The organism is Enterobacter sp. 301B, assembly GCF_003850715.1.
In the GTDB taxonomy this organism is placed as follows: Bacteria; Pseudomonadota; Gammaproteobacteria; order Enterobacterales; family Enterobacteriaceae; genus Enterobacter; species Enterobacter intestinihominis.
Genome location: NZ_PQTC01000008.1, coordinates 44,804 through 67,800, shown reverse-complemented (window position 1 = coordinate 67,800; position 22,997 = coordinate 44,804). Strand labels below are relative to the sequence as shown.

At 55.6% G+C, this 22,997-nt stretch carries 21 protein-coding genes; 17 read left to right on the top strand and 4 right to left on the bottom strand.

Annotated features, from left to right (window positions below; translation table 11 throughout):
* The first annotated feature begins 103 nt into the window (after window positions 1–103).
* The 5 genes from dps (at window position 104) to ybiO (ending at window position 5,515) form a co-directional block, all read left to right on the top strand.
* Window positions 104–607: a DNA starvation/stationary phase protection protein Dps gene (gene dps / locus C3451_RS11025; RefSeq protein WP_000100801.1), complete on the top strand. Its 504-nt coding sequence runs from the start codon at window positions 104–106 to the stop codon at window positions 605–607.
* A 361-nt stretch (window positions 608–968) separates the two neighbouring features.
* Window positions 969–1,712, top strand: a complete 744-nt coding sequence (glnH, locus tag C3451_RS11015) for a glutamine ABC transporter substrate-binding protein GlnH (RefSeq protein ID WP_003858455.1) — start codon at window positions 969–971, stop codon at window positions 1,710–1,712.
* A 93-nt stretch (window positions 1,713–1,805) separates the two neighbouring features.
* On the top strand, window positions 1,806–2,465 hold the full coding sequence (gene glnP, locus C3451_RS11010; protein ID WP_010428919.1) for a glutamine ABC transporter permease GlnP: 660 nt from the start codon (window positions 1,806–1,808) through the stop codon (window positions 2,463–2,465).
* Window positions 2,462–3,184 carry a glutamine ABC transporter ATP-binding protein GlnQ gene (glnQ, locus tag C3451_RS11005; RefSeq protein ID WP_045621947.1) on the top strand — a complete coding sequence of 241 codons (723 nt, stop codon included), beginning with the start codon at window positions 2,462–2,464 and terminating at the stop codon, window positions 3,182–3,184. Before glnP ends, glnQ begins: the two co-directional genes overlap by 4 nt.
* A 120-nt stretch (window positions 3,185–3,304) precedes the next feature.
* Window positions 3,305–5,515 (top strand): mechanosensitive channel protein, encoded by a 2,211-nt coding sequence (gene ybiO / locus C3451_RS11000; protein WP_045621948.1) that lies wholly within the window; start codon window positions 3,305–3,307, stop codon window positions 5,513–5,515.
* Between the two features lie 43 nt (window positions 5,516–5,558).
* Here ybiO and rlmF read toward each other — a convergent pair whose 3' ends face one another.
* A complete protein-coding gene (gene rlmF / locus C3451_RS10995; protein ID WP_045621950.1) occupies window positions 5,559–6,470 on the bottom strand; it encodes a 23S rRNA (adenine(1618)-N(6))-methyltransferase RlmF in 912 nt (303 codons plus the stop codon).
* Window positions 6,471–6,712: 242 nt separating this feature from the next.
* Here rlmF and mcbA point away from each other — a divergent pair, with 242 nt between their 5' ends.
* The 3 genes from mcbA to ybiJ all read left to right on the top strand — a co-directional run bounded on the left by mcbA (window position 6,713) and on the right by ybiJ (window position 7,907).
* Window positions 6,713–6,976 (top strand): DUF1471 family periplasmic protein McbA, encoded by a 264-nt coding sequence (gene mcbA, locus C3451_RS10985; RefSeq protein WP_022647519.1) that lies wholly within the window; start codon window positions 6,713–6,715, stop codon window positions 6,974–6,976.
* A gap of 118 nt (window positions 6,977–7,094) precedes the next feature.
* Window positions 7,095–7,361, top strand: a complete 267-nt coding sequence (locus C3451_RS10980) for a DksA/TraR family C4-type zinc finger protein (protein ID WP_022647518.1) — start codon at window positions 7,095–7,097, stop codon at window positions 7,359–7,361.
* 285 nt (window positions 7,362–7,646) lie between these two features.
* Window positions 7,647–7,907, top strand: coding sequence for a DUF1471 family protein YbiJ (ybiJ, locus tag C3451_RS10975; protein ID WP_124304308.1), 261 nt, complete (start codon window positions 7,647–7,649; stop codon window positions 7,905–7,907).
* Window positions 7,908–8,023: 116 nt separating this feature from the next.
* On the opposite strand, the gene ybiB is transcribed toward ybiJ, so the two are convergent.
* Window positions 8,024–8,986: a DNA-binding protein YbiB gene (ybiB, locus tag C3451_RS10970; RefSeq protein WP_045621952.1), complete on the bottom strand. Its 963-nt coding sequence runs from the start codon at window positions 8,984–8,986 to the stop codon at window positions 8,024–8,026.
* Between the two features lie 256 nt (window positions 8,987–9,242).
* Between ybiB and C3451_RS10965 the strand changes: the two genes are divergently transcribed.
* The 5 genes from C3451_RS10965 (at window position 9,243) to C3451_RS10945 (ending at window position 14,610) form a co-directional block, all read left to right on the top strand.
* On the top strand, window positions 9,243–9,779 hold the full coding sequence (locus tag C3451_RS10965; RefSeq protein WP_022647516.1) for a fimbrial protein: 537 nt from the start codon (window positions 9,243–9,245) through the stop codon (window positions 9,777–9,779).
* A gap of 69 nt (window positions 9,780–9,848) precedes the next feature.
* Window positions 9,849–10,523, top strand: coding sequence for a molecular chaperone (locus tag C3451_RS10960; protein ID WP_022647515.1), 675 nt, complete (start codon window positions 9,849–9,851; stop codon window positions 10,521–10,523).
* Window positions 10,524–10,545: 22 nt separating this feature from the next.
* A complete protein-coding gene (locus tag C3451_RS10955; RefSeq protein WP_139154157.1) occupies window positions 10,546–13,089 on the top strand; it encodes a fimbria/pilus outer membrane usher protein in 2,544 nt (847 codons plus the stop codon).
* A 22-nt stretch (window positions 13,090–13,111) separates the two neighbouring features.
* Window positions 13,112–14,101 (top strand): fimbrial protein, encoded by a 990-nt coding sequence (locus C3451_RS10950; RefSeq protein ID WP_022647513.1) that lies wholly within the window; start codon window positions 13,112–13,114, stop codon window positions 14,099–14,101.
* Between the two features lie 5 nt (window positions 14,102–14,106).
* Window positions 14,107–14,610 (top strand): fimbrial protein, encoded by a 504-nt coding sequence (locus tag C3451_RS10945; RefSeq protein WP_045621954.1) that lies wholly within the window; start codon window positions 14,107–14,109, stop codon window positions 14,608–14,610.
* On the opposite strand, the gene dinG is transcribed toward C3451_RS10945, so the two are convergent.
* Window positions 14,597–16,774, bottom strand: a complete 2,178-nt coding sequence (gene dinG / locus C3451_RS10940) for an ATP-dependent DNA helicase DinG (protein WP_063139306.1) — start codon at window positions 16,772–16,774, stop codon at window positions 14,597–14,599. The two genes, C3451_RS10945 and dinG, sit on opposite strands and share 14 nt — an antisense overlap.
* Before the next feature lie 97 nt (window positions 16,775–16,871).
* Window positions 16,872–18,254: an ATP-dependent RNA helicase RhlE gene (rhlE, locus tag C3451_RS10935; protein WP_017693771.1), complete on the bottom strand. Its 1,383-nt coding sequence runs from the start codon at window positions 18,252–18,254 to the stop codon at window positions 16,872–16,874.
* A gap of 204 nt (window positions 18,255–18,458) precedes the next feature.
* Here rhlE and cecR point away from each other — a divergent pair, with 204 nt between their 5' ends.
* Genes cecR through C3451_RS10915 form a run of 4 tightly spaced genes read left to right on the top strand, consistent with a single transcriptional unit; the run spans window position 18,459 to window position 22,983 of the window.
* Complete coding sequence (cecR, locus tag C3451_RS10930) at window positions 18,459–19,136, top strand: transcriptional regulator CecR (protein ID WP_023299641.1); 678 nt, start codon at window positions 18,459–18,461, stop codon at window positions 19,134–19,136.
* Window positions 19,133–20,128: a secretion protein HlyD gene (gene hlyD / locus C3451_RS10925; protein ID WP_038415716.1), complete on the top strand. Its 996-nt coding sequence runs from the start codon at window positions 19,133–19,135 to the stop codon at window positions 20,126–20,128. The genes cecR and hlyD overlap by 4 nt, the downstream gene beginning before the upstream one ends.
* Complete coding sequence (locus C3451_RS10920; RefSeq protein WP_038415715.1) at window positions 20,121–21,860, top strand: ATP-binding cassette domain-containing protein; 1,740 nt, start codon at window positions 20,121–20,123, stop codon at window positions 21,858–21,860. Before hlyD ends, C3451_RS10920 begins: the two co-directional genes overlap by 8 nt.
* On the top strand, window positions 21,850–22,983 hold the full coding sequence (locus C3451_RS10915) for an ABC transporter permease (RefSeq protein WP_022647507.1): 1,134 nt from the start codon (window positions 21,850–21,852) through the stop codon (window positions 22,981–22,983). Before C3451_RS10920 ends, C3451_RS10915 begins: the two co-directional genes overlap by 11 nt.
* Window positions 22,984–22,997: the final 14 nt, after the last annotated feature.

Here is a 22,997-nt window from a genome sequence, read left to right as displayed (position 1 = left end):
CGCTATTAAACCGATAGGCAGCGCCAAACCGCAGAGAAAAAATCCGGTGCTATACTTAATCCCGTAATTACCTGGGACACAAACATCAAGAGGATATGAGATTATGAGTACCGCTAAACTGGTGAAAACGAAAGCGTCTAATCTGCTTTATACCCGTAACGATGTATCGGATAGCGATAAAAAAGCGACCATTGAGCTGCTGAATCGCCAGGTGGTCCAGTTCATCGATCTTTCGCTGATCACCAAACAGGCCCACTGGAATATGCGCGGTGCAAACTTTATTGCCGTTCATGAAATGCTGGATGGCTTCCGCACAGCACTGGTGACTCATCTGGATACCATGGCCGAACGCGCCGTACAGCTGGGCGGTGTGGCTCTGGGTACCACGCAGGTGATCAACAGCAAAACGCCACTGAAAAGCTATCCGCTGGATATCCATACCGTTCAGGATCACCTGAAAGAGCTGGCGGACCGTTATGCGATTGTCGCGAACGATGTTCGTAAAGCGATTGGCGAAGCAAAAGATGAAGACACCGCTGATATCTTCACTGCCGCGTCACGCGACCTGGATCAGTTCCTGTGGTTCATTGAGTCAAACATCGAATAATCCCTGCGGATTGTCTGAATAACCCTCGCCCCTGGCGGGGGTTTTGCACATTTATGGTGCACACTTTTGTCCGCAACGGCCGCAAAAGTGAATAAAATGTAATAATCACTTCACACAACCGTTAACGGAAGATTGTTTTTTCGTCAGATTCTGCGCTAAATATCCCCCTGTCAGAAGACCTTAACGAAGCGCACCAAAACGGTGCTCCATTCTGGTGCAGCCTGACAGAATTGCCACGCTTTTTGTGCAATGCGTGACATTATCCCCTTTGCAAAACAACAGCTTGTAAAACTGGCACGATTTTTTCATTGTGCCTGAGGTTCTCGCAGGGGATCGCCCCGTGGATATAAAAGGAAATGCTATGAAGTCTGTATTAAAAGTTTCACTGGCTGCACTTACCCTGGCGTTTGCGGTGTCCTCGCAGGCTGCCGACAAACTGGTTGTGGCGACTGACACGGCGTTCGTACCGTTTGAATTCAAACAGGGTGATAAATACGTTGGTTTTGACGTTGATCTGTGGGCCGCTGTCGCAAAAGAACTCAAACTGGATTACACCCTGAAGCCAATGGATTTCAGCGGCATTATCCCGGCACTGCAAACCAAAAACGTTGACCTGGCGCTGGCGGGCATCACCATTACCGAAGAGCGTAAAAAAGCGATCGATTTCTCTGATGGCTACTACAAAAGCGGCCTGCTGGTGATGGTGAAAGCGGATAACAACGACGTGAAAAGCGTGAAAGATCTCGACGGTAAAGTGGTCGCCGTGAAGAGCGGCACCGGTTCCGTTGATTACGCGAAAGCCAATATCAAAACCAAAGACCTGCGTCAGTTCCCGAACATCGACAACGCTTACATGGAACTGGGCACCAACCGCGCAGACGCGGTGCTGCACGACACGCCTAACATCCTTTACTTCATCAAAACCGCCGGTAACGGCAAGTTCAAAGCGGTAGGTGATTCCCTGGAAGCTCAGCAGTACGGTATTGCGTTCCCGAAAGGCAGCGACGACCTGCGTAATAAAGTTAACGGCGCGCTGAAAACCCTGAAAGAGAACGGCACCTATAACGAAATCTACAAAAAATGGTTCGGTACCGAGCCTAAATAATTTCACCTGACTTCAGGTTTGTAACGCCCGGTGGCGCTACCGCTTACCGGGCCTACGTTTTTCGTTTTTCACCACGGTATACAGGAATACATCATGCAGTTTGACTGGAGCGCCATCTGGCCTGCCATTCCTCTCTTGCTTGAAGGCGCTAAAATGACCTTGTGGATTTCGGTCCTCGGTCTGGTTGGCGGGTTAATTATCGGTCTGGTGGCCGGTTTCGCCCGCACCTACGGCGGCTGGATTGCAAACCACATCGCACTGGTTTTCATCGAAGTGATCCGCGGCACCCCCATTGTGGTGCAGGTCATGTTTATCTACTTCGCCCTGCCGATGGCCTTCAACGATCTGCGCATTGACCCGTTCAGCGCAGCTGTCGTCACCATTATGATCAACTCCGGCGCCTACATTGCGGAAATCACCCGCGGTGCGGTGCTGTCGATTCATAAAGGCTTCAGCGAAGCTGGCCTGGCGTTAGGTCTTTCCCGTCGCGAAACGATCCGTCACGTGATCCTGCCGCTGGCGCTGCGCCGCATGCTGCCGCCGCTGGGCAACCAGTGGATCATCAGCATTAAAGACACCTCGCTGTTTATTGTTATCGGCGTGGCAGAGCTGACCCGTCAGGGCCAGGAGATCATCGCGGGTAACTTCCGCGCCCTGGAAATCTGGAGTGCGGTCGCCGTTGTCTACCTGATTATCACGCTTGTCCTGAGCTTTGTTCTGCGTCGTCTTGAAAGAAGGATGAAAATCCTGTGATTGAATTTAAAAATGTTTCCAAGCACTTTGGTCCAACCCAGGTGCTGCACAATATCGATTTGAACATCAGGCAGGGTGAAGTGGTGGTGATCATCGGGCCGTCGGGTTCCGGAAAATCCACCCTGCTGCGCTGTATTAACAAGCTCGAGGAGATCACCAGCGGCGATTTGATCGTCGATGGTCTGAAGGTGAACGATCCGAAAGTGGACGAGCGCCTGATCCGCCAGGAAGCGGGCATGGTGTTCCAGCAGTTCTACCTGTTCCCGCACCTAACGGCGCTGGAAAACGTGATGTTCGGTCCTTTGCGCGTGCGTGGGGCCAGCAAAGCGGCGGCAGAAACGCTGGCAAAAGATCTGCTGGCGAAAGTGGGTCTGGCGGAGCGTGCACACCACTATCCTTCCGAGCTGTCCGGTGGCCAGCAGCAGCGCGTGGCCATTGCCCGTGCGCTGGCGGTGAAGCCAAAGATGATGCTGTTTGATGAGCCAACGTCCGCACTCGACCCGGAGCTGCGTCACGAGGTGCTGAAAGTGATGCAGGATCTGGCAGAAGAAGGCATGACGATGGTGATCGTTACCCACGAAATCGGCTTTGCCGAAAAAGTGGCGTCCCGTCTGATCTTCATTGATAAGGGCCGCATCGCGGAAGACGGTAATCCGCAGGCGCTGATTGTGAACCCACCTAGCCAGCGCCTCCAGGAGTTCCTGCAACACGTCTCCTGATAGCCATACACAGAGCCGGGCATGCCCGGCTTTTTTATGCCGGATTGTTCCCAAAAACTCCCCTCCGCTCCGCGCGCTCTATACTTATCATTTTGCACGATATTTTTGTCGGAGGACGCCGTGCCGTGGATCCTGTTGCTACTGTTTACCCTGTTTAGCGCGCCATCACTTGCTGTAACCATTCCCGGCGTCACCACCGGAGCCACCGCCACCCAGCAAAATGCGCCGCCAGAACCCGACGCTGAAAAGAAAAAAGCCGCTTACAGCGCACTTGCCGACGTGCTTGAGAACGACACGTCCCGGCAGGAGCTTATCGATCAGCTGAGGAAAGTGGCCGCCACACCGCCTCAGGATCCGGTTCCGACTATCGCGCCGCCGGAAGTCGAAGACGAAAAGACGGTACTGGAAAACGTCACCGATATCAGTCGCCGCTACGGGGAAGCCCTGTCGTCGCGTTTTGCCCAGCTCTATCGCAACCTTGTTGGCACCTCGCATAAGCCTTTTAATCCCCACACCTTTTCTGCAGCCGCGACCCAGTTTTCTATTCTGGCCGCCGCGGTATTCATTTTTTACTGGCTGTTGCGCCTGTCTGTCTGGCCGCTTTACCGGAAGATGGGCCTCTGGGGACGTAAAAAGAATCAGCATAAAAGCAGCTGGCTGCATCTTCCGGCAATGATTACCGGGGCCTTTATCATCGATTTGCTGCTGCTGGCGCTGACGCTGTTTGTCGGCCAGATGCTGGCCGACCGTCTTAATACCGGGAACAAAACCATCGCCTTTCAGCAGGGGCTGTTCCTGAACGCCTTTGCCCTGATCGAGTTCTTTAAGGCGCTCCTGCGGTTAATATTCTGTCCGCGCGTGCCGGAACTTCGCCCGTTCGCCATTTCGGATCGGAGCGCCAAATACTGGGCGGTTCGGCTCAGCGTGCTGAGTGGGTTAATCGGCTATGGCCTGCTGGTTGCCGTCCCGATTATTTCCAACCAGGTTAACGTGCAGTTCGGGGCCCTGGCGAACGTGCTGATCATGCTCTGTATTACCGTCTGGGCGCTGTACCTCATCTTCCACAATAAAAAAGCGATCACCGACAGTCTGCTTCACCTGGCCGATCGCTCCCTCTCCTTTTTCAGCCTCTTTATTCGCGCCTTTGCGCTGGTGTGGCATTGGCTGGCCAGCGCCTATTTTATTGTGCTGTGTTTCTTCTCGCTGTTCGATCCGGGCAACAGCCTGAAATTTATGATGGGGGCGACATTCAAAAGCCTGGCGATTATCGGCATCGCGGCCTTTGTTTCTGGCCTGCTCTCCCGCTGGCTGTCGAAGACGATCACCCTGTCGCCGCAGGTCCAGCGTAATTACCCCGAGCTGCAAAAACGGGTAAATGGATGGACATCGGTGTCGCTGAAGGTGGCGCGTATTTTGACGGTCTGCGTGGCAATTATGCTGCTGCTGAATGCGTGGGGACTGTTTGATTTCTGGAACTGGCTGCATAACGGCGCCGGGGAAAAGACCGTCGATATTCTTATTCGTATCGCGCTGATCCTGTTCTTCTCCGCCGTCGGCTGGACGCTGCTGGCAAGCCTTATCGAAAACCGTCTGGTGTCGGATGTCCACGGCAGGCCCCTGCCAAGCGCCCGCGCCCGCACGCTGCTGACGCTGTTCCGCAACGCGCTGGCGGTGATCATTAGCACCATTACCATCATGATTGTGTTGTCGGAAATCGGCGTAAATATCGCCCCACTGCTGGCGGGTGCCGGTGCCCTGGGACTGGCGATCTCCTTTGGTTCGCAGACGCTGGTGAAGGATATTATCACCGGCATTTTTATCCAGTTTGAGAACGGGATGAACACCGGGGATCTGGTGACCATCGGACCGCTCACCGGCACGGTGGAGAGGATGTCCATTCGCTCCGTCGGCGTACGTCAGGATACCGGGGCGTACCACATTATTCCGTGGTCATCGATCACCACCTTTGCCAACTTTGTGCGCGGCATTGGTTCGGTGGTGGCGAATTATGATGTCGATCGTCACGAAGATGCAGATAAGGCGAAACAGGCGCTGCGGGATGCGGTGAGCGAACTGATGGAGATGGAGGATATTCGCGGGCTGGTAATTGGTGAGCCGTCGTTTGCGGGCATCGTCGGGCTGACAAACACTGCCTTTACCTTGCGCGTGTCGTTCACCACCCAGCCGCTTAAGCAGTGGACGGTGCGCTTTGCTCTCGACAGCATGGTGAAAAAACACTTCGATCTGGCGAACGTGAGAGCGCCGGTGCAGACGTATCAGGTATTGTCGCCGCCCGCTTCGCCGCTCCCTCCGCAGGAGCCGACGCTGTAACCGAGCCGGGTGGCGGCTTCGCCTTACCCGGCCCGAGAAACGATTATTTGCGACGTTTGTTATCGTCCATAAAGGACCAGGCAATAAAGCGGCTCTGCTTCTGACCCTGCGCCATCTCTTTTTTGACCACCTTCACCGCGCCGGCTTCGGTCAGCGCGCGGTAAAGCGGCGGCAGGTTATCGCCACGAGAGACCAGCGTGGTAAACCATTTCACCTGACGACCGAAGCCTTTACTCTCGGCAATCATGCGCAGAATAAAGGCCACTTCCCCGCCCTCGCACCACAGCTCCTGCTGCTGGCCGCCAAAGTTCAGCGCGCCATCTTCGGCCTGGCCCAGGTTACGCCGCTTGCGTTCACTTCCCGCACGCGCGGACGCGGCGGAGTCGTGGAATGGCGGGTTGCACAGGGTGGCATCATATTGTTCGTTCTTATGAATAATGCCGGTGAAAATAGCAGCAGCATCCTTCTGACGACGCAGACGAACGGCCCGGCTTAACCCCGGGTTAGCGTTGATAATGGCCTGCGCGCTGGCGAAGGCCTCATCACCGATCTCGCTGCCGGTAAATCGCCACTGGTACTCATGCGCGCCTATCAGGGGGTAGATCAGGTTCGCGCCCGTACCGATATCAAGGACGGTAGCCTGTTTCGGCACTACGCCATCGTGGTCATCCGCCAGCAGATCGGCAAGATGATGGACGTAATCCGCACGGCCCGGGACCGGCGGGCAGAGAAAGCCATCAGGGATGTCCCAGTGCGTCACACCATAAAAATGGGCCAGCAGCGCTTTGTTCAGCGTTTTAACCGCCAGCGGATCGGCAAAGTTTACCGACGGTTCACCGGCTGGTGTCTGAACGATAAAACCCTGCAATTCAGGGCAGCTCAGACACAGGGCTTTCATATCGTAGCGGCTACGGTGGCGGTTACGCGGGTGCAATCCCGGCTTGTGGGAAGTCATGGCATTCTCCTTTAAACAGCCGCGTAAGATACCCTGTGACGGCGCGGGGGTAAATATCTGTCTGAGTCGCACAAAAAAACGACAAAAATCAGCGACCTGTATGTCTATGATCTGTCAACAAATTGTCAGAATTTATCGTTCAAAAAATAAGCAGATCATCATCAAATTTTTGCGCTAAATCACACGCATCAGGCTTCTAAACTTAACAGGAATCACCTGTTGTTTCCCCTGAGGATGTGATTATGAAAAAGTATCTGACCTTTATTATTGCGGGTGCGCTGGCAGGCGCATCATTCTCTGCCTTGTCCGTTCAACCTCTGACCGACAGTACCGACACCAGCCAGCTACGCGCGGCCGGGACGGTCTCTGTCAGCCGGGCAAGCAACCTTGATGACCTTCAGGACAAGCTGGCCGAAAAAGCCCGTCAGGAAGGCGCTAAAGGCTTCGTGGTGAACGCCGCCGGTGGCGATAACCATATGTACGGTACCGCGACTATCTATAAATAACTTACCGCCTTCCAAACTGCATCTGCCCGGCAGATGCAGTTCTCTCTGCCTGCGCCTTGACTGTGCGTTTTTTCACCCCATATTAAAATGCATGACTTGACCCTTTCAGGAGAACATCATGGCTTCCGGCTGGGCGAATGACGACGCCGTTAACGAACAGATCAACAGTACCATTGAAGATGCGGTTGCGCGTGCTCGCGGTGAAATTCCGCGCGGCGAAAGTTTGACGGAATGCGAAGAGTGCGGGGATCCCATTCCTGAGGCACGACGTAAAGCCATTCCCGGAGTACGGCTTTGCATCACCTGTCAGCAGGAGAAAGATTCAAAAAATGCTTCACATTCAGGATATAATCGTAGAGGATCGAAAGACAGCCAGTTACGTTGACTTTCCTTTACCGTAGTTAACCGCACCAACAGTTTACTTTACGCTCACGACTTTCAGCGAAGCGCGTAGCAAAACGTGCCCTTCTGATTGTGTCTGTAAAGCGTATCCGCAAGAAGTGTCAATTGCGCTTCTGATTTTATTAATAATCAATAAGTTATTTGTCATTCAATTTTTTTGACCAACCACGTCAATTCTCTTCGATTTTATCTTCCGCTAAAAAGCGTGATACTTATCACATCGACGGAACATCGTCCCCTTAACAGAATAACCTGCGAGAATTGACCTATGAAAACCATCAAATATGCTGTTGCCGCTGTTGTCCTGTCCGCTCTGTCTTTCGGCGCTTTCGCTGTAGAGCCAGTCTCCTCTACTCAGGCACAGGATCTGAACAAAATCGGTGTGGTGAGTGCTGAAGGCGCGACCACGCTGGACGGTCTGGAAGCAAAACTGGCTGAAAAAGCTGCCGCCGCGGGCGCAAGTGGATACACCATCACTTCCACTAACGGTAATAACAAACTGAGCGGTACTGCGGTTATCTACAAGTAATCGAACAAATTATGCTCCACCCTCGCCATACCCTCTGGTGAGATGCTCCAATCCTCATTGACCCTGTTGTTGTTACCCTTGTTTGCCCGTCCGCCACTGGACGGGCTTTTTTTTGCTTAAAATGACTGCGCCACGCGCTGCAACCCGGCTTCCACGGACTCGACTTCCCCTGCAGCCAGCAGGCAGCAGGCCATTTGCAGCTTGATTGACTGCGGAACCGGCACCTTCCCGGCCAGACACTGCACAATCCAGCGCGCGGTGACCTGCGGATCTTTCGACTCAGGCAGGATCGCATCTCTGTTCTCTTCCCCACGTTCAACAACGACCCGCGTCCCGGCGGGCTCAATCAGCATCAGCTGTGGACAACGCTGCGGGTTGGCGTAAACCTCGCCTTCTGTCCCGTGCATCAGCAGCGCGCGTCCACCGATTTCGGCAAAGAATTGCCCGACTCGCGTCACGTATTCCGGATGGGAGACGCTGGAAAGACGCAGCGCGGCGTCTTCGGCAAACGGCGTCGCCAGCTTCGCCAGGGTGTGAGCACTGTTACGGACGCCCATGCGCCAGCGCATGTTCAGCTGCTTTTCCAGCGGTGGGCAGAGCGCGCTAACGGGGATATAGACCGGCTGATTCCCCTCCAGCTTTGCCTGTGCCTGACCGGCATGGAGGGTCGGTTCAATACCTAACAACGCCAGGATGGTTTCTGTCAGCACGCGCGTCGGATCTTCGCTCACGCCATGCACTACTACCGGGAAACCGAGTTTCTGCAACAGAATAGCCAGCAGCGGCGTGAGGTTTGCCTGCTTACGCGCGCCGTTGTAGGTCGGGATCACAACTGGCATCGGCTTCGTGACGGGCGGGGTTAAGCGCATGGTCTGCGACTGCATGGCCTCATAAAAACCGCGCATTTCCGCCTCACCTTCCCCTTTAATACGCAGCGCAATCAAAATGCCGCCCATTTCCAGTTCCGGCACGTCGCCATTCAGCATATGCGTGTACAACGCGCGGGCTGTTTCCTGGTCCAGATCGCGAGCGTGGTTTTTCCCACGCCCTACCTCTTTGATAATTTTGCGGTAATCCACGACATTTCTCCTGACTGCATTATCTTGTTAACAATATAGCCCGATGAACACAGACCCGATAGTGTTTTGTGATCATTATCAACCTGCTGTTTTCATATAAAAAAATTAAACTCAAGTACTATTTACATTATTTGTGATTGGGACAAAAGATCCGCAGCGACCCTTTTTTTGATTAAATAAACATCGAAAAATCATTAAGGGTCAACGGTAAAAACGTCCAGGCAACGCTTTTACCAGAATCACATCAGGATTAACTATGAACAAGGTTGCATTAGGTTTTTTTATCGCCGCAACGGTGGGATGTTCTGCATCCGCATTTGCGGCAACTAACGGTGAAGGTCAGATTAATTTCACCGGTGAAATTATCGATTCTGCTTGCCAGGTCGTGAATGGATTAAGTAATCCATTAAACGTTCAGTTGGGTAAGGTGTCTAAAACGGTATTTACCGGCGCAGGCTCTACCAGCACATCAACGAAGTTTGATATTAAGTTAACCAATTGTCCGGAAACAGTGACCTCGGCTGCGATTAACTTCGGCGGTACGCCGGATGCGGATAATAATGCCGCGCTGGCATTAACGCCAGATACCGATGCGGCAACCGGTGTAGCGATTCAGTTGATGGATGCTTCCGGGCAGCCTGTCACTCTGTATACGCCTTCGCAGCAATATCCTTTAGCCTCCGGCACGGCAGTTAACGACCTGGAATTCGGTGCGCGTTATATTCAAACTCAGGCCGCCATTACCGCAGGCCCTGCCAACTCTGTATCGACTTTCACCGTTATTTATAACTGATCTTATCAATCCTGAGATATTAATGCTTTTGCGGGCATTAATATCTCTTCTATTTATTGAGAAATCTTTATGCGCCACGGTTATTTACTGAGCACTCTTTTACTGATAGCAGCCTCTGCACATGCGGGCGTCGTGATTAATGGTACCCGGCTGGTCTATCAAGGAGATAAAAAGGAATCATCTCTTGGCCTGTCAAACCCGGATACGACGGATTATCTGGTACAGTCCTGGGTCGATTCTGGCGGTAAAAACCCGGCCAAAGCCCCATTCCTGATCACCCCGCCGCTTTTCCGTCTGGATGCAAAAGAAGATAACGTTCTGCGCGTGGTACGCACGGGCGGAAATTTACCGGAAGACAGGGAATCTCTGTACTGGTTGAATATCAAAGCGATCCCTTCCTCAAAACACGTTGAGGGAGTAAATACGCTGCAAATTGCCATTAATACCCGCATTAAATTGCTGTATCGCCCGTCCGCGGTAAAAGGCCGACCAGAAGATGTGGCTGATAAGCTTGAATGGCATCGCGAAGGTAATGACCTGGTGGTGAATAACCCTACGCCTTTCTATATGAATTTCCAGACCGTCACGCTTAACGGTCAGAAAGTCACAAAAGCGACCTGGGCTGTTCCGAAATCAGAAACACATTTTGCCATACCGGGTAATGTCGGGGGCTCAAACGTGACGTATTCCATTATTAATGATTACGGCAGCATCAGCCATTCCTGGTCGAAATCCGTTCATTAATTGTTCCGGTAATAAAATAATCATGTACAGCCACAAAAAGCCGTTCACCTGCCGAATGTCTTCATTGCTGGTCATTCTCTGTGGCCTGGCAATAGCCATCTTTGCGCAGCAGGTTATGGCTGATGATTATTTTAACCCCGCCCTGCTGGATATTGATAATCCCCAGCAGGGTAAAACCGATCTGTCCGTCTATGAAAAAGGTCCCGGCCAGGCACCGGGGAAATATGAGGTCGCGGTGTTTATCAATAATAATAAAATTGATACCCGCAACGTGACCTTTACGCTTGAGAAAGATTCGCAGGGCAACGACACGTTACAACCTTGCTTTAGCATGGGTGAGTTAAAAAGCCTCGGTATCAAGACCCAAAAGTTTCCTCAGCTAATGGCCAAAGGCCAGTGTGCCGATCTAGGTGTCATCCCTGCTTCATCTGCAATCTTTCACGTTCGCAACCAGCAGCTGCTGCTAAGCATTCCGCAAAAGGCGCTCGGACAGGTGCCACGCGGTTACATCGACCCGAAAGAGTTTGACGAAGGGATCAACGCGGGCTTGCTTAATTACAGCATCAACGCCAGCCAGAGCCATGCGCGCCAGCAGGGTGAAGAGGATAGCAGTAGCCAGTACGTGAACCTGCGTCCGGGTTTAAACGTTGGCGCATGGCGCCTTCGCAACTATTCCACCTGGAATCGCAGCACCACAGGCAATGAGGAGGAACAGAAATTCACCTCCGTTTATACCTATGCGCAACGCGATATTGTGGCGATGAAAAGCGATATCACCGTTGGCCAGAGCTCATCACCTGCTGATGTTTTTGACAGTGTCCCTTACACCGGCGTGGAGCTGAAATCCGATAACGACATGCTTCCCGACAGCGAAAAAGGCTATGCGCCTATTATTCGTGGCACCGCCCACAGCAACGCGCTGGTGATGGTGCGCCAGAACGGGTACGTGATTTATCAGAACACGGTCGCGCCGGGGGCCTTCGAAATTAACGATCTCTACCCCACCGGCAGCAGCGGCGACCTCCAGGTCACGGTGAAAGAAACTGACGGCAGCGAAAGTCATTTCGTGGTGCCGTTTGCCTCCGTTCCGGTATTGCAGCGTGAAAAAAACCTGCGCTACAGCGTAACTGCCGGGCGTTATCGTTCTTATGACAAAGATGTTGAAAAGACCCCGTTTGCTCAGGGGAGCGCCATCTATGGTTTACCCCACGGCTTCACGGCCTACGGCGGCGTACAGCAGAGCAGTCATTATCAGTCGCAGGCGATAGGCGCCGGGAAAAACATGGGCGATTTAGGGGCGTTCTCCATTGACGTGACTCGCGCCAGAGCCCTGCTGAAAAAACAGCAGTCCAGCACAGGCAAATCGTGGCGCGTACGCTACAGCAAAGATTTCGCCGGTTCAGGCACCAACTTTTCGCTTGCGGGCTATCGCTACAACAGCAAGGGGTTTTACACCCTGGACGACACCATGGAGTCGTATACCCGCGCCGATAACTGGTCTGCGCCACAGCAGCGCCGCGCCCGTACCGAAGCCACCATCGACCAGACGCTACCAGAAGGCTGGGGATCGGTCACGCTGAGCATGGTGAAGGAAACCTACTGGAGCCAGAACCAGGACATGACCTCCATGAGCGTCAGCTACAACAACAGCTGGCACGGCGTTAGCTACAGCCTTAGCTACAGCATGAACAAAAACACCCACGACAGCGATCTGGACGGTAATGCGGTGACGAACGACAACCAGTTCTCGCTGAGCGTTTCGGTTCCGCTGGATCGCTGGATGCATAACACCTGGGCCACGTACAACCTGAACAACACGAAAGATGGCACCACGCAGAACATCGGCCTGAACGGTACGGCCCTGAAAGAAGACAACCTGAACTGGAATCTCCAGGAGGGGCTGAGCAGCACCGGCAGCGGTAACTCCACCAGCGTTAACGCCGACTACAAAGCGACATACGGTGAAGTGAGCGGTGGCGTCAGTCAGGATAAATATCAGCAAACACTGAACGTCGGCTTGCAGGGAGGCGTGATTGCCCATGCAAACGGCATCACGCTAAGCCAGCCGCTCGGTGAGACCATTGCGCTCGTGAAAGCCCCGGGTACGCACGGCACGCATATCACTAACCAGACCGGCGTTGAAACCGACTTCCGCGGCTACACCGTCGTACCGTTCGTCACCGCGTATCGCCACAACACTATTGCGCTGGATACGCAAACGCTGCCGGAGGACGCCGACGTCACCCATGCGGCACAAATTGTGACGCCAACCCGCGGAGCCATTGTGCGCGCCAGCTTCACGACGCGCGTGGGCAATCGCGTCCTGATGACGCTCACGCAAAACGGTAAACCGCTGCCGTTCGGCGCAACGGTTACCACCGAGGACAAGGACAGCGAATTTATCGTCGGGAATGATGGCCAGACCTATCTCTCGGGTCTGCCACAGCAAGGGCATCTCCGCGTTTCCTGGGGACAGGAGGCAAACGAGCATTGCGTCGCTGACTATGTGCTCACGGATGAGAAAGCGAAAACCAGCATCATTAACGCTGCCGCGCAGTGTCACTGATCTCTCCTAAAGGCAAAACATTATGCAAATGATTAAACAGTGCTTTTTCTTACTGATTCTGGGAACCGCTGCGTTATTCATGCCGCATGCGAAGGCGACCTGCACCACGCCGGATCTCCCCAAAATGATCAACGTGGCATCCATTTCTGTCCCGACGACGCTGGCAGTTGGCGCAACTATCCCGGGTACAGAGCAAAGCGTTCATGTTGCCGGGCATTGCGATCAGAGTACCGACAGCGGCCTGGAGATTGTCTCCTGCTACTACGGCACCGGAGCGGAAATGCCAGGGCTCAGGGGGGTATACGAATCCGGTGTGCCGGGGATTGGCGTAGCATTGATGAATGATCACGGGCAGCGAATTAGCGGCGCTGGCGGCGTGCAGTGCGATTCACGTGGAACGCCTGTTGGCTACGTCTCTACCGATGGAACACAGACTTTTAGCTTTGAAATAACGCTTGAGCTGGTTAAAACGAGTGACACCGTGACATCCGGTACGCTGGTGCAGTCTCAAACCGAATTTGGCATTGGCGTTTTCGGCCATGAAGGGATCGGCAACCCTAACCACATCGCCTATGCAGGTAATGTTATTCTTCATCAGGTCACCTGCTCCGTTTTACCGAAAAATCTCACCGTTAATTTGGGCGATTTTCCCGTCAGTGATTTCATCAGCGTAGGTTTTTTATCCAGCCCTGCTCAAAAATTTAATATCACCGTCAACTGTGACACAACCGTACAGCCTGAGCTAAAAATCACCAGCGCGAATGGATATGACACAGCATTTGAGGGGGTGATCAAACTCACGCAGCAGACCGGCATGGCTACAGGCGTCGGAGTAAGAATGCTATTTGATGACCATCTCGCCACCTTCGGTACCTATGTAAGTACACAAAATCAGGCCGTAGCCAACGAAACGCTGGTGATCCCGTTTGAGGTTCGCTACGAGCAGGTCAGTAATGTAGTCACCCCCGGGCCAGCCAATACTGTGGCAACCATCACCCTCGCTTATAAGTGAACGTCATGAAAAAAACCGCATTGATTCTCGCGCTGGGGCTGATCGCCCAGGCCCACGCCGATGATATACAGATCCAGATGACGGGTAACATTTACGCCAACACGTGCGTCATTGACAGTGCCAGCCGCAACCTGACGGTGGACTTAGGCCAGGCGGCATCGGGTAGTTTTAAAGACGTGGGCGATACCGGCGAGTGGAAGGACTTTTCCCTTTCGGTGTCGCACTGCCCGGCCACGCTGGCGCTTGCCACCGCCTTTTTCTACGGTCAGGCCGACAGCACCCATCCCACCAAATTTGCCAATCTCGGTAGCGCAAAGGGGCTGGCACTGGAGCTGGCAGATCGTCAGGACAAGATAATGATTGCCCCGCAGGCCGCCTTTAACGCTGCCATAAACCCGTCAGACCACACGGCCACGTTCCCGCTGGCCGCACGCTATTACGCCACCTCGATGCCCATCTCTGCCGGCACGTTCAGCAGCGTGATCCAGGTGACCTTCACTTACCAGTAGGACCGCGCCCCTTAGCACGGAAGCTTTTTCGACGCCCGGCAGCCAGTTTTGTCGGGCGTTTTTTTACTTCCGGCACGTCCGGCTGCTCAATCGGGAAGATCGGCAGCGCATTCAGCAGCCGCTGGCCGTAGTTTTTGGTGAGCAGTCGTTTGTCATAAATCACCACCTCGCCCCAGCAGCCGTGGCTACGGATCAAGCGCCCGACCTGCTGAATCAGGTTAAACGACGCTGCAGGCAGGCTTTGCACTTCAAACGGATAACGGTTAAGGCTTTTCAGCCATTCGCCTTCGGTGATCACCACCGGGCTGTCGATGGGCGGGAAGGCGATTTTATGGATATGCACCTGCGTCAGGTAGTCGCCTTTCAAATCAAGCCCTTCAGCAAAGGACTGTAACCCCACCAGCACGCTGCGCTCGCCGTTATCAATGCGTTTACGGTGGGTTTCCACCAGCCGATAGCGCGGCTGATCGCCCTGCACCAGCAGGAGTAAGCGCAGATCGGTGACGTGCTCCAGGAAGCGTTGCATCGCCCGACCGCTGGCAAACAGCACCAGCATACCGGGGTATTTTTTACTCTCAACCTGCTCGCGGAAGTAGGCCGCCATTTCCGCAATATGCTGCTCTTCGTTATCGATAAGCGGCTCATAATTCATGCGCGGAATGACCAGCTTGCCCTGCTCACAGTGGTTGAACGGCGAGTCCAGGGCCACAAAGCGGTCGCCCGCTTTCTCTTTCAGGCCGCTCATCTCCTGCAACCTTGAAAAGCTGTTCAGGGAACGCAGAGTCGCTGACGTCACTACCACGTGCGGCACGCTGCGCCAGATCAGCTTTTCCAGCTGATCGGCCACGCGGATGCCCACGCAGTGGAAGAAGAGATGTCCCTGCCCGTCTCGTACTTCGCGGGTGGCCCACTTAGTCACCGGCGCGCCGGACGCCTGCGCCATCGAAGCCAGCCGCCAGAGTTTGCTCTGCGCTTCAAACATCCCCAGCGCACGATTCATTTGCAGCAGAATGCGGTGCAAACGCACCACGTCGTGAGTACCGGTTTTCTCGCTGAGATCGTTTAAGAACATCTCCGCCAGCCCGCGCAGCTTTTCCAGGTGCTTCGCCAGCTGCTGGCAAATCGCCATCACTTCCTGCGGCAACTCACCCATCGCAAAGCGGTGTTCCGCCTCCTGGGTGGCGGGGAGATACAGGTTAAGAATATTATTCAGCGAGGCGATGAGGCTGTACACCTCTTCACAGTGCTCGCTCAACCGCTCCGGAACCGCCAGCGGCGGCGTGGTTTTCGGACGGAACTGCTCCATGCAGGTTGCCACCAGTTTGCAGAACAGATCCAGTTGCAGGCGAAACCACGGGGCGGTAATTTCCGCGCTCATCTCCAGCGCATCTCGCGCCACGTCGGGCAGATGATGACCTTCATCGAGCACCAGCAGCAGGTTTTTGGGCTCCGGCAGGACCGCTTCACTCTCCAGTGCAGCCATGACCAGCGCGTGGTTGGCGACAACCACCTCCGCTTCCTGAATCTCACGCCGGGCGACAAAGAACGGGCACTCGCGATAGTAGTGACAGTTACGGTTCAGGCAGCTTGCTTTATCGGTGCTGAGCCTGCGCCACAGGTCGTCGCCGATCGCCTGGTTGGTGTGATCCCGCAGGCCGTCCCACTTGTAACCGTCGAGATCGGCCTTCAGCTTTGCGCACTGCTCCTGCTCCGCCTTGTTGTTTGGCGTCAGCTCGTCATCAAGAAACGCGAGCAGATCCTGTTGGGAGGGTTCACTGCTGGCCAGTGCCGCCAGATTGCGCGGACAGACGTAGCGCCCGCGACCAAAGGCGGCGGTAAACCGTAAATCGGGGATAATTTTGCGCAGCAGCGGCAAATCTTTGCTGAAGATCTGATCCTGCAAGGCCACGTTAGCGGTACTGACCACCAGCGTTTTATCTTCTTCCCGCGCGATGGCAATGCCGGGAATAAGATACGACAGGGTTTTCCCGACGCCGGTCGGGGCTTCAATCGCCAGATGTCGCCCGTCGTCCCCGGCGAGCGTTTTTGCCACGTCGGCAATCATCTGCCGCTGCGGGGCTCGGGGGATAAAATCGGGGATCTGCTGTTGTAGCGCCTTATACCATGCGCCAATTTGCGCCTTGAGCGCAGCGGTTAAAGCCATCGGAAAACCTGAAATACTGTATAAACAGACACTATTGTGGCACTTTCTCTCCGCTGCCGCAAAAAGAAAAGCCCGGCTTTACGACCGGGCTTCCAGATTACTGCGGGTTAGCAGGTTTACGCGGGCGGCGTCGGCGCTGCCCCTCGCCTGCCGGTTTCCCTTCGCCGCTACGCCATGGGTTTTCACCGGCCGGTTTGCTGTCGTTATTACGACGCGGCGGTTTGCCCGAAGATTTCGGCGCGCCGCCTTCGGCACGACGCGGCTGCTGACCGCGACCACCGCCGCCCTGACCGCGCCCGCCACCCTGACGACCGTTCTGAATTGGCTCGGCTTTGATTGACGGGTCAACTTCATAGCCCGGGGTTTCAATGCGCGGGATCTCTTTCTTCAGCAGGCGTTCGATGTCGCGCAGCAGCTTGTGCTCATCCACGCAAACCAGAGAGAGCGCTTCCCCGGTTGCCGCCGCGCGTCCGGTACGGCCGATACGGTGAACGTAATCTTCCGGCACGTTTGGCAGCTCGTAGTTCACCACGTGCGGCAGCTCTTCGATATCCAGACCGCGTGCGGCGATGTCGGTTGCCACCAGCACGCGTATGTCGCCGGACTTGAAGTCTGCCAGCGCGCGGGTACGCGCGCCCTGGCTCTTGTTGCCGTGAATGGCCGCGCTGCGGATGCCATCTTTATTCAGCTGTTCCGCCAGGTGATTGGCGCCGTGCTTGGTGCGGGTAAACACCAGCACCTGCTGCCAGTTGCCCTGGCCGATCATCTGGGAGAGCAGTTCCCGCTTGCGCTTCTTATCTACAAAGTGCACGTGCTGCGTCACCTGCTCGGAGGCGGTGTTGCGGCGCGCGACTTCCACTTCCAGCGGGTTATGCAGCAGCTTTTCCGCCAGCGCCTTGATCTCGTCGGAGAAGGTCGCGGAGAAGAGCAGGTTCTGACGACGCGTCGGCAGCTTCGCCAGCACGCGGCGAATGTCGTGGATGAAGCCCATGTCCAGCATACGGTCGGCTTCGTCCAGCACCAGAATTTCGATGTTATCGAGCTTCACCGCGTTCTGGTGTTCCAGATCCAGCAGACGCCCCGGGGTTGCCACCAGCACGTCCACGCCGCCGCGCAGCTTCATCATCTGCGGGTTAATGCTTACCCCGCCGAAAACTACCAGCGAACGAATGTTGAGATAGCGGCTGTATTCACGCACGTTCTCACCAATCTGGGCCGCCAGCTCGCGGGTTGGGGTGAGGATCAGCGCACGCACCGGACGACGGCCTTTGGCGTGTGGCTGGTTTTTTACCAGCAGCTCCAGCAGCGGCAGGGTAAAGCCCGCGGTCTTACCAGTACCGGTCTGCGCGCTTGCCATCAGGTCACGGCCCTGCAAAACGGCCGGGATAGCCTGCTGCTGAATAGGGGTTGGCTCAACGTAGCCCTGCTCTGCGATGGCGCGCAGAATTTCCGGGTTCAGACCAAGGGAATCAAAAGACATAAAAACTCCGAACCGCCCCGACCATCACAGGTGTAGTTTTCAGGGAGATATAACGAATAGAAGGACAAAAACCACAATGTCGCGAAGGAGCGGAGTGTAGCAGCTTTTGTGACGTGGCGCATAAAATATCCCCGGCGATGACTCGACGTTTGCGCAAATCAGGCATAATCTTAATCAATCGATTGATTAATTTTTAATGCTGCTATGAATACAACCCCAACGACAACCAAAGGCGAACAGGCGAAAAGTCAGCTTATCGCCGCCGCGCTGGCGCAGTTTGGCGAGTATGGTCTGCATGCCACCACGCGGGATATCGCCGCGCAGGCCGGGCAGAATATTGCGGCCATTACCTACTATTTTGGCTCAAAAGAGGATCTATACCTCGCCTGCGCCCAGTGGATCGCGGATTTTATCGGCACCAGCTTTCGCCCGCACGTGGAAGAAGCCACCGCGCTGTTCAGCCAGCCAGAGCCGGACCGGGTTGCCATCCGCCAGCTGATCCTTAACGCCTGTCACAACATGATCCGCCTGCTGACGCACGACGATACGCTGAACCTGAGCAAATTTATCTCCCGCGAGCAGCTCTCCCCCACTGCCGCGTACCAGCTGGTACACGATCAGGTGATCGCCCCGATGCATAGCCATCTGACCCGGCTGATTGCCGCCTATACCGGACGGGACGCCAGCGATACGGACACCATTTTGCATACCCACGCCCTGCTGGGCGAAGTGCTCGCCTTCCGTCTGGGGCGTGAGACCATCCTGTTACGTACGGGCTGGACACAATTCGATGAGGATAAAGCCGCGCAAATTAGCCAGGTCATTACCTGTCACGTTGATCTGATCCTGCAAGGCTTAACGCAAAGGAGCCAGAAGTCATGAAAAAACCTGTCGCCATCATTCTGGTGGTTGTTGTCTTGCTTGCTGCGGGAACAGGCGGCTGGCTGTGGTATCAGAGCCAGCAGGATCGTGGCCTGACGCTGTACGGCAACGTGGATATCCGCACCGTGAACATGAGCTTCCGCGTCGGCGGACGGCTGGCCTCGCTGAGCGTTGACGAAGGCGATGCCATCAAAACCGGGCAGACGCTGGGGATGCTGGACAAAGCCCCGTTTGAAAACGCGTTGATGCAGGCAAAAGCGGGCGTCGCCGTCGCACAGGCGCAGTACGACCTGATGCTGGCGGGCTATCGTGATGAAGAGATCGCCCAGGCGGCCGCTGCCGTTAAGCAGGCAAAAGCCGCCTATGACTATGCGCAGAATTTCTATAACCGTCAGCAAGGCTTATGGAAAAGCCGCACCATTTCCGCCAACGACCTGGAAAATGCGCGCTCATCCCGCGACCAGGCGCAGGCGACGCTGAAATCTGCCCAGGATAAGTTAAGCCAGTACCGCACCGGTAACCGCGCGCAGGACATTGCCCAGGCGAAGGCCAGCCTTGAGCAGGCGCAGGCGCAGTTAGCCCAGGCGGAGCTGGATCTGCACGACACCACGTTAATCGCCCCGTCTGACGGTACGCTGATGACCCGCGCCGTGGAGCCGGGCAGCATGCTCAGCGCGGGCAGCACCGTGTTAACGCTCTCCTTAACCCGTCCGGTGTGGGTGCGCGCTTACATTGATGAGCCGAATCTTGGCCAGATGCAGCCGGGCCGCGAACTGCTGCTCTACACCGATGGTCGCCCGGACAAGCCGTATCACGGCAAAGTGGGCTTCGTCTCCCCAACGGCCGAGTTCACGCCAAAAACCGTTGAAACCCCGGATCTGCGTACCGACCTGGTGTATCGCCTGCGCATCATCGTCACCGATGCGGACAACGCGCTGCGTCAGGGCATGCCTGTTACCGTGACCTTAAACGACGGGGAACAACATGAATGATGCGGTTATCCAGCTCAATAATCTGGTCAAACGCTTCCCGGGAATGGCTAAACCGGCGGTCGCGCCGCTGAACTGTACGATTCAGAAAGGCTATGTGACCGGGCTGGTGGGGCCGGACGGCGCGGGTAAAACCACACTGATGCGGATGCTGGCGGGATTGCTGAAGCCGGATGAAGGCAGCGCCAGCGTGCTTGGCCTCGATCCCATCAAAGACGACGCGGCGCTCCACGGCATACTCGGCTATATGCCGCAGAAGTTTGGTCTGTATGAAGATCTGACGGTAATGGAAAACCTCAACCTGTATGCCGATCTGCGCAGCGTTACCGGCGAAACCCGGCAGAAAACCTTCGAGCGTCTGCTGGCGTTTACCTCCCTCGGCCCGTTCACCGATCGGCTGGCGGGCAAACTTTCCGGCGGGATGAAGCAGAAGCTGGGGCTGGCCTGCACGCTGGTGGGCGAACCGAAGGTGCTGTTGCTGGATGAACCCGGCGTCGGCGTGGACCCGATTTCCCGCCGCGAGCTGTGGCAGATGGTGCACGAGCTGGCGGGTGACGGCATGCTGATCCTCTGGAGTACCTCTTACCTTGATGAAGCAGAGCAGTGCCGTGACGTGCTGCTGATGAACGAAGGCGAACTGCTCTATCAGGGCGAGCCCACCGAGCTGACGCAAACCATGGCCGGGCGCAGTTTTCTGCTACACAGCGCGCAGGAATCCAACCGCAAGCTGCTGCAACGGGTGCTGAAGCTGCCCCAGGTGAGCGACGGGATGATTCAGGGCCGTTCGGTGCGCGTGATCCTCAAAAAAGAGGCCACCGCTGACGATATCCGGCGTGCGCAGGGGATGCCTGAAATCGACATCACAGAGACCGCGCCGCGCTTTGAAGATGCGTTTATCGATCTGCTGGGCGGGGCGGGAACCTCAGAATCACCGCTTGGCGCCATTCTGCACACGGTGGAAGGCACGCCGGGCGAAACGGTCATTGAAGCGAAATCGCTCACCAAAAAATTCGGCGATTTCGCTGCCACCGATAACGTCAATTTTGCCGTGAAGCGCGGCGAGATATTTGGCCTGCTCGGGCCGAACGGTGCAGGGAAATCCACCACCTTTAAAATGATGTGCGGCCTGCTGGTACCGACCTCCGGCAAAGCACTGGTGCTGAACATGGATCTCAAAGTCAGCTCCGGCAAGGCGCGCCAGCATCTGGGCTATATGGCGCAGAAGTTTTCGCTCTACGGCAACCTGACGGTGGAGCAAAATCTGCGATTTTTCTCCGGCGTCTACGGCCTGCGGGGACGGGCGCAGAACGAGAAGATCGGCCGCATGTGCGACGCCTTTGGCCTGACCGATATCGCCTCACACGCTACCGACGCGCTGCCGCTTGGCTTCAAACAGCGGCTGGCGCTGGCCTGTTCGTTGATGCACGAGCCCGATATCCTCTTTCTTGATGAACCTACGTCAGGCGTGGACCCCCTCACCCGCCGTGAATTCTGGTTGCATATCAATAGCATGGTGGAAAAAGGCGTGACCGTGATGGTCACCACCCACTTTATGGACGAGGCAGAGTACTGCGACCGCATCGGGCTGGTCTATCGCGGCAAGCTGATTGCCCACGGCACGCCGGACGACCTGAAAGCGCAGGCCGCCGACGACGCACAGCCGGACCCGACCATGGAGCAGGCGTTTATCACCCTCATCCACGACTGGGATAAGGAGAATCCTCATGCGCAGTAACGCCCTCTCCTGGCGCCGGGTGCGCGCCCTGTGCGTCAAAGAGACGCGGCAGATTGTGCGTGACCCCAGCAGCTGGCTGATTGCGGTGGTGATCCCCCTGCTGCTGCTGTTTATTTTTGGCTACGGGATTAACCTCGATTCCAGCAAGCTGCGGGTTGGGATCCTGCTGGAGCAGCAGAGCGAAGAGGCGCTGGACTTCACCCACGCCATGACCGGCTCGCCCTACATCGATGCCACCATCAGCGACAACCGGCAGGAACTGATCCAGAAAATGCAGGCCGGTAAAATTCGCGGTCTGATCGTCATCCCGGTCGATTTCGCCGCCAACATGGCACGCCCGGGCGCCGATGCGCCAATTCAGGTGATCACCGACGGCAGCGAACCGAACACCGCCAACTTCGTGCAGGGCTATGCGGAGGGGATCTGGCAGCTCTGGCAGATGCAGCGCGCCGAAGACCGGGGGGAGAAGTTTGAACCGCTGATTGACGTGCAGACGCGCTACTGGTTTAACCCCGCCGCCATCAGCCAGCATTTTATTATCCCGGGTGCGGTCACTATCATCATGACGGTGATTGGCGCGATCCTCACCTCGCTGGTGATCGCCCGCGAATGGGAGCGCGGCACCATGGAGGCGCTGCTCTCCACCGAAGTGACGCGCGTCGAGCTTTTGCTCTGCAAGCTGATCCCCTACTACTTCCTCGGCATGCTGGCGATGCTGCTCTGTATGCTGGTCTCGGTATTTATTCTTGGCGTGCCGTACCGCGGTTCGCTGGTGGTGCTGTTCTTTATTACCAGCCTGTTTTTACTCAGCACGCTGGGAATGGGGCTGCTGATCTCCACCATCACCCGCAACCAGTTTAACGCCGCGCAGGTGGCGCTTAATGCCGCCTTCCTGCCGTCGATTATGCTCTCCGGCTTTATCTTCCAGATTGACAGTATGCCAGCGGTGATCCGTGCCGTGACCTACATCATTCCGGCACGCTACTTTGTGAGCACCCTGCAAAGCCTGTTTCTGGCGGGGAACATCCCGGTAGTGCTGATTATCAACACCCTGTTTTTGCTGGCGTCGGCGGTGATGTTTATCGGGCTGACGTGGATGAAAACGAAAAGAAGATTAGATTAGCCATCGGATTTTGT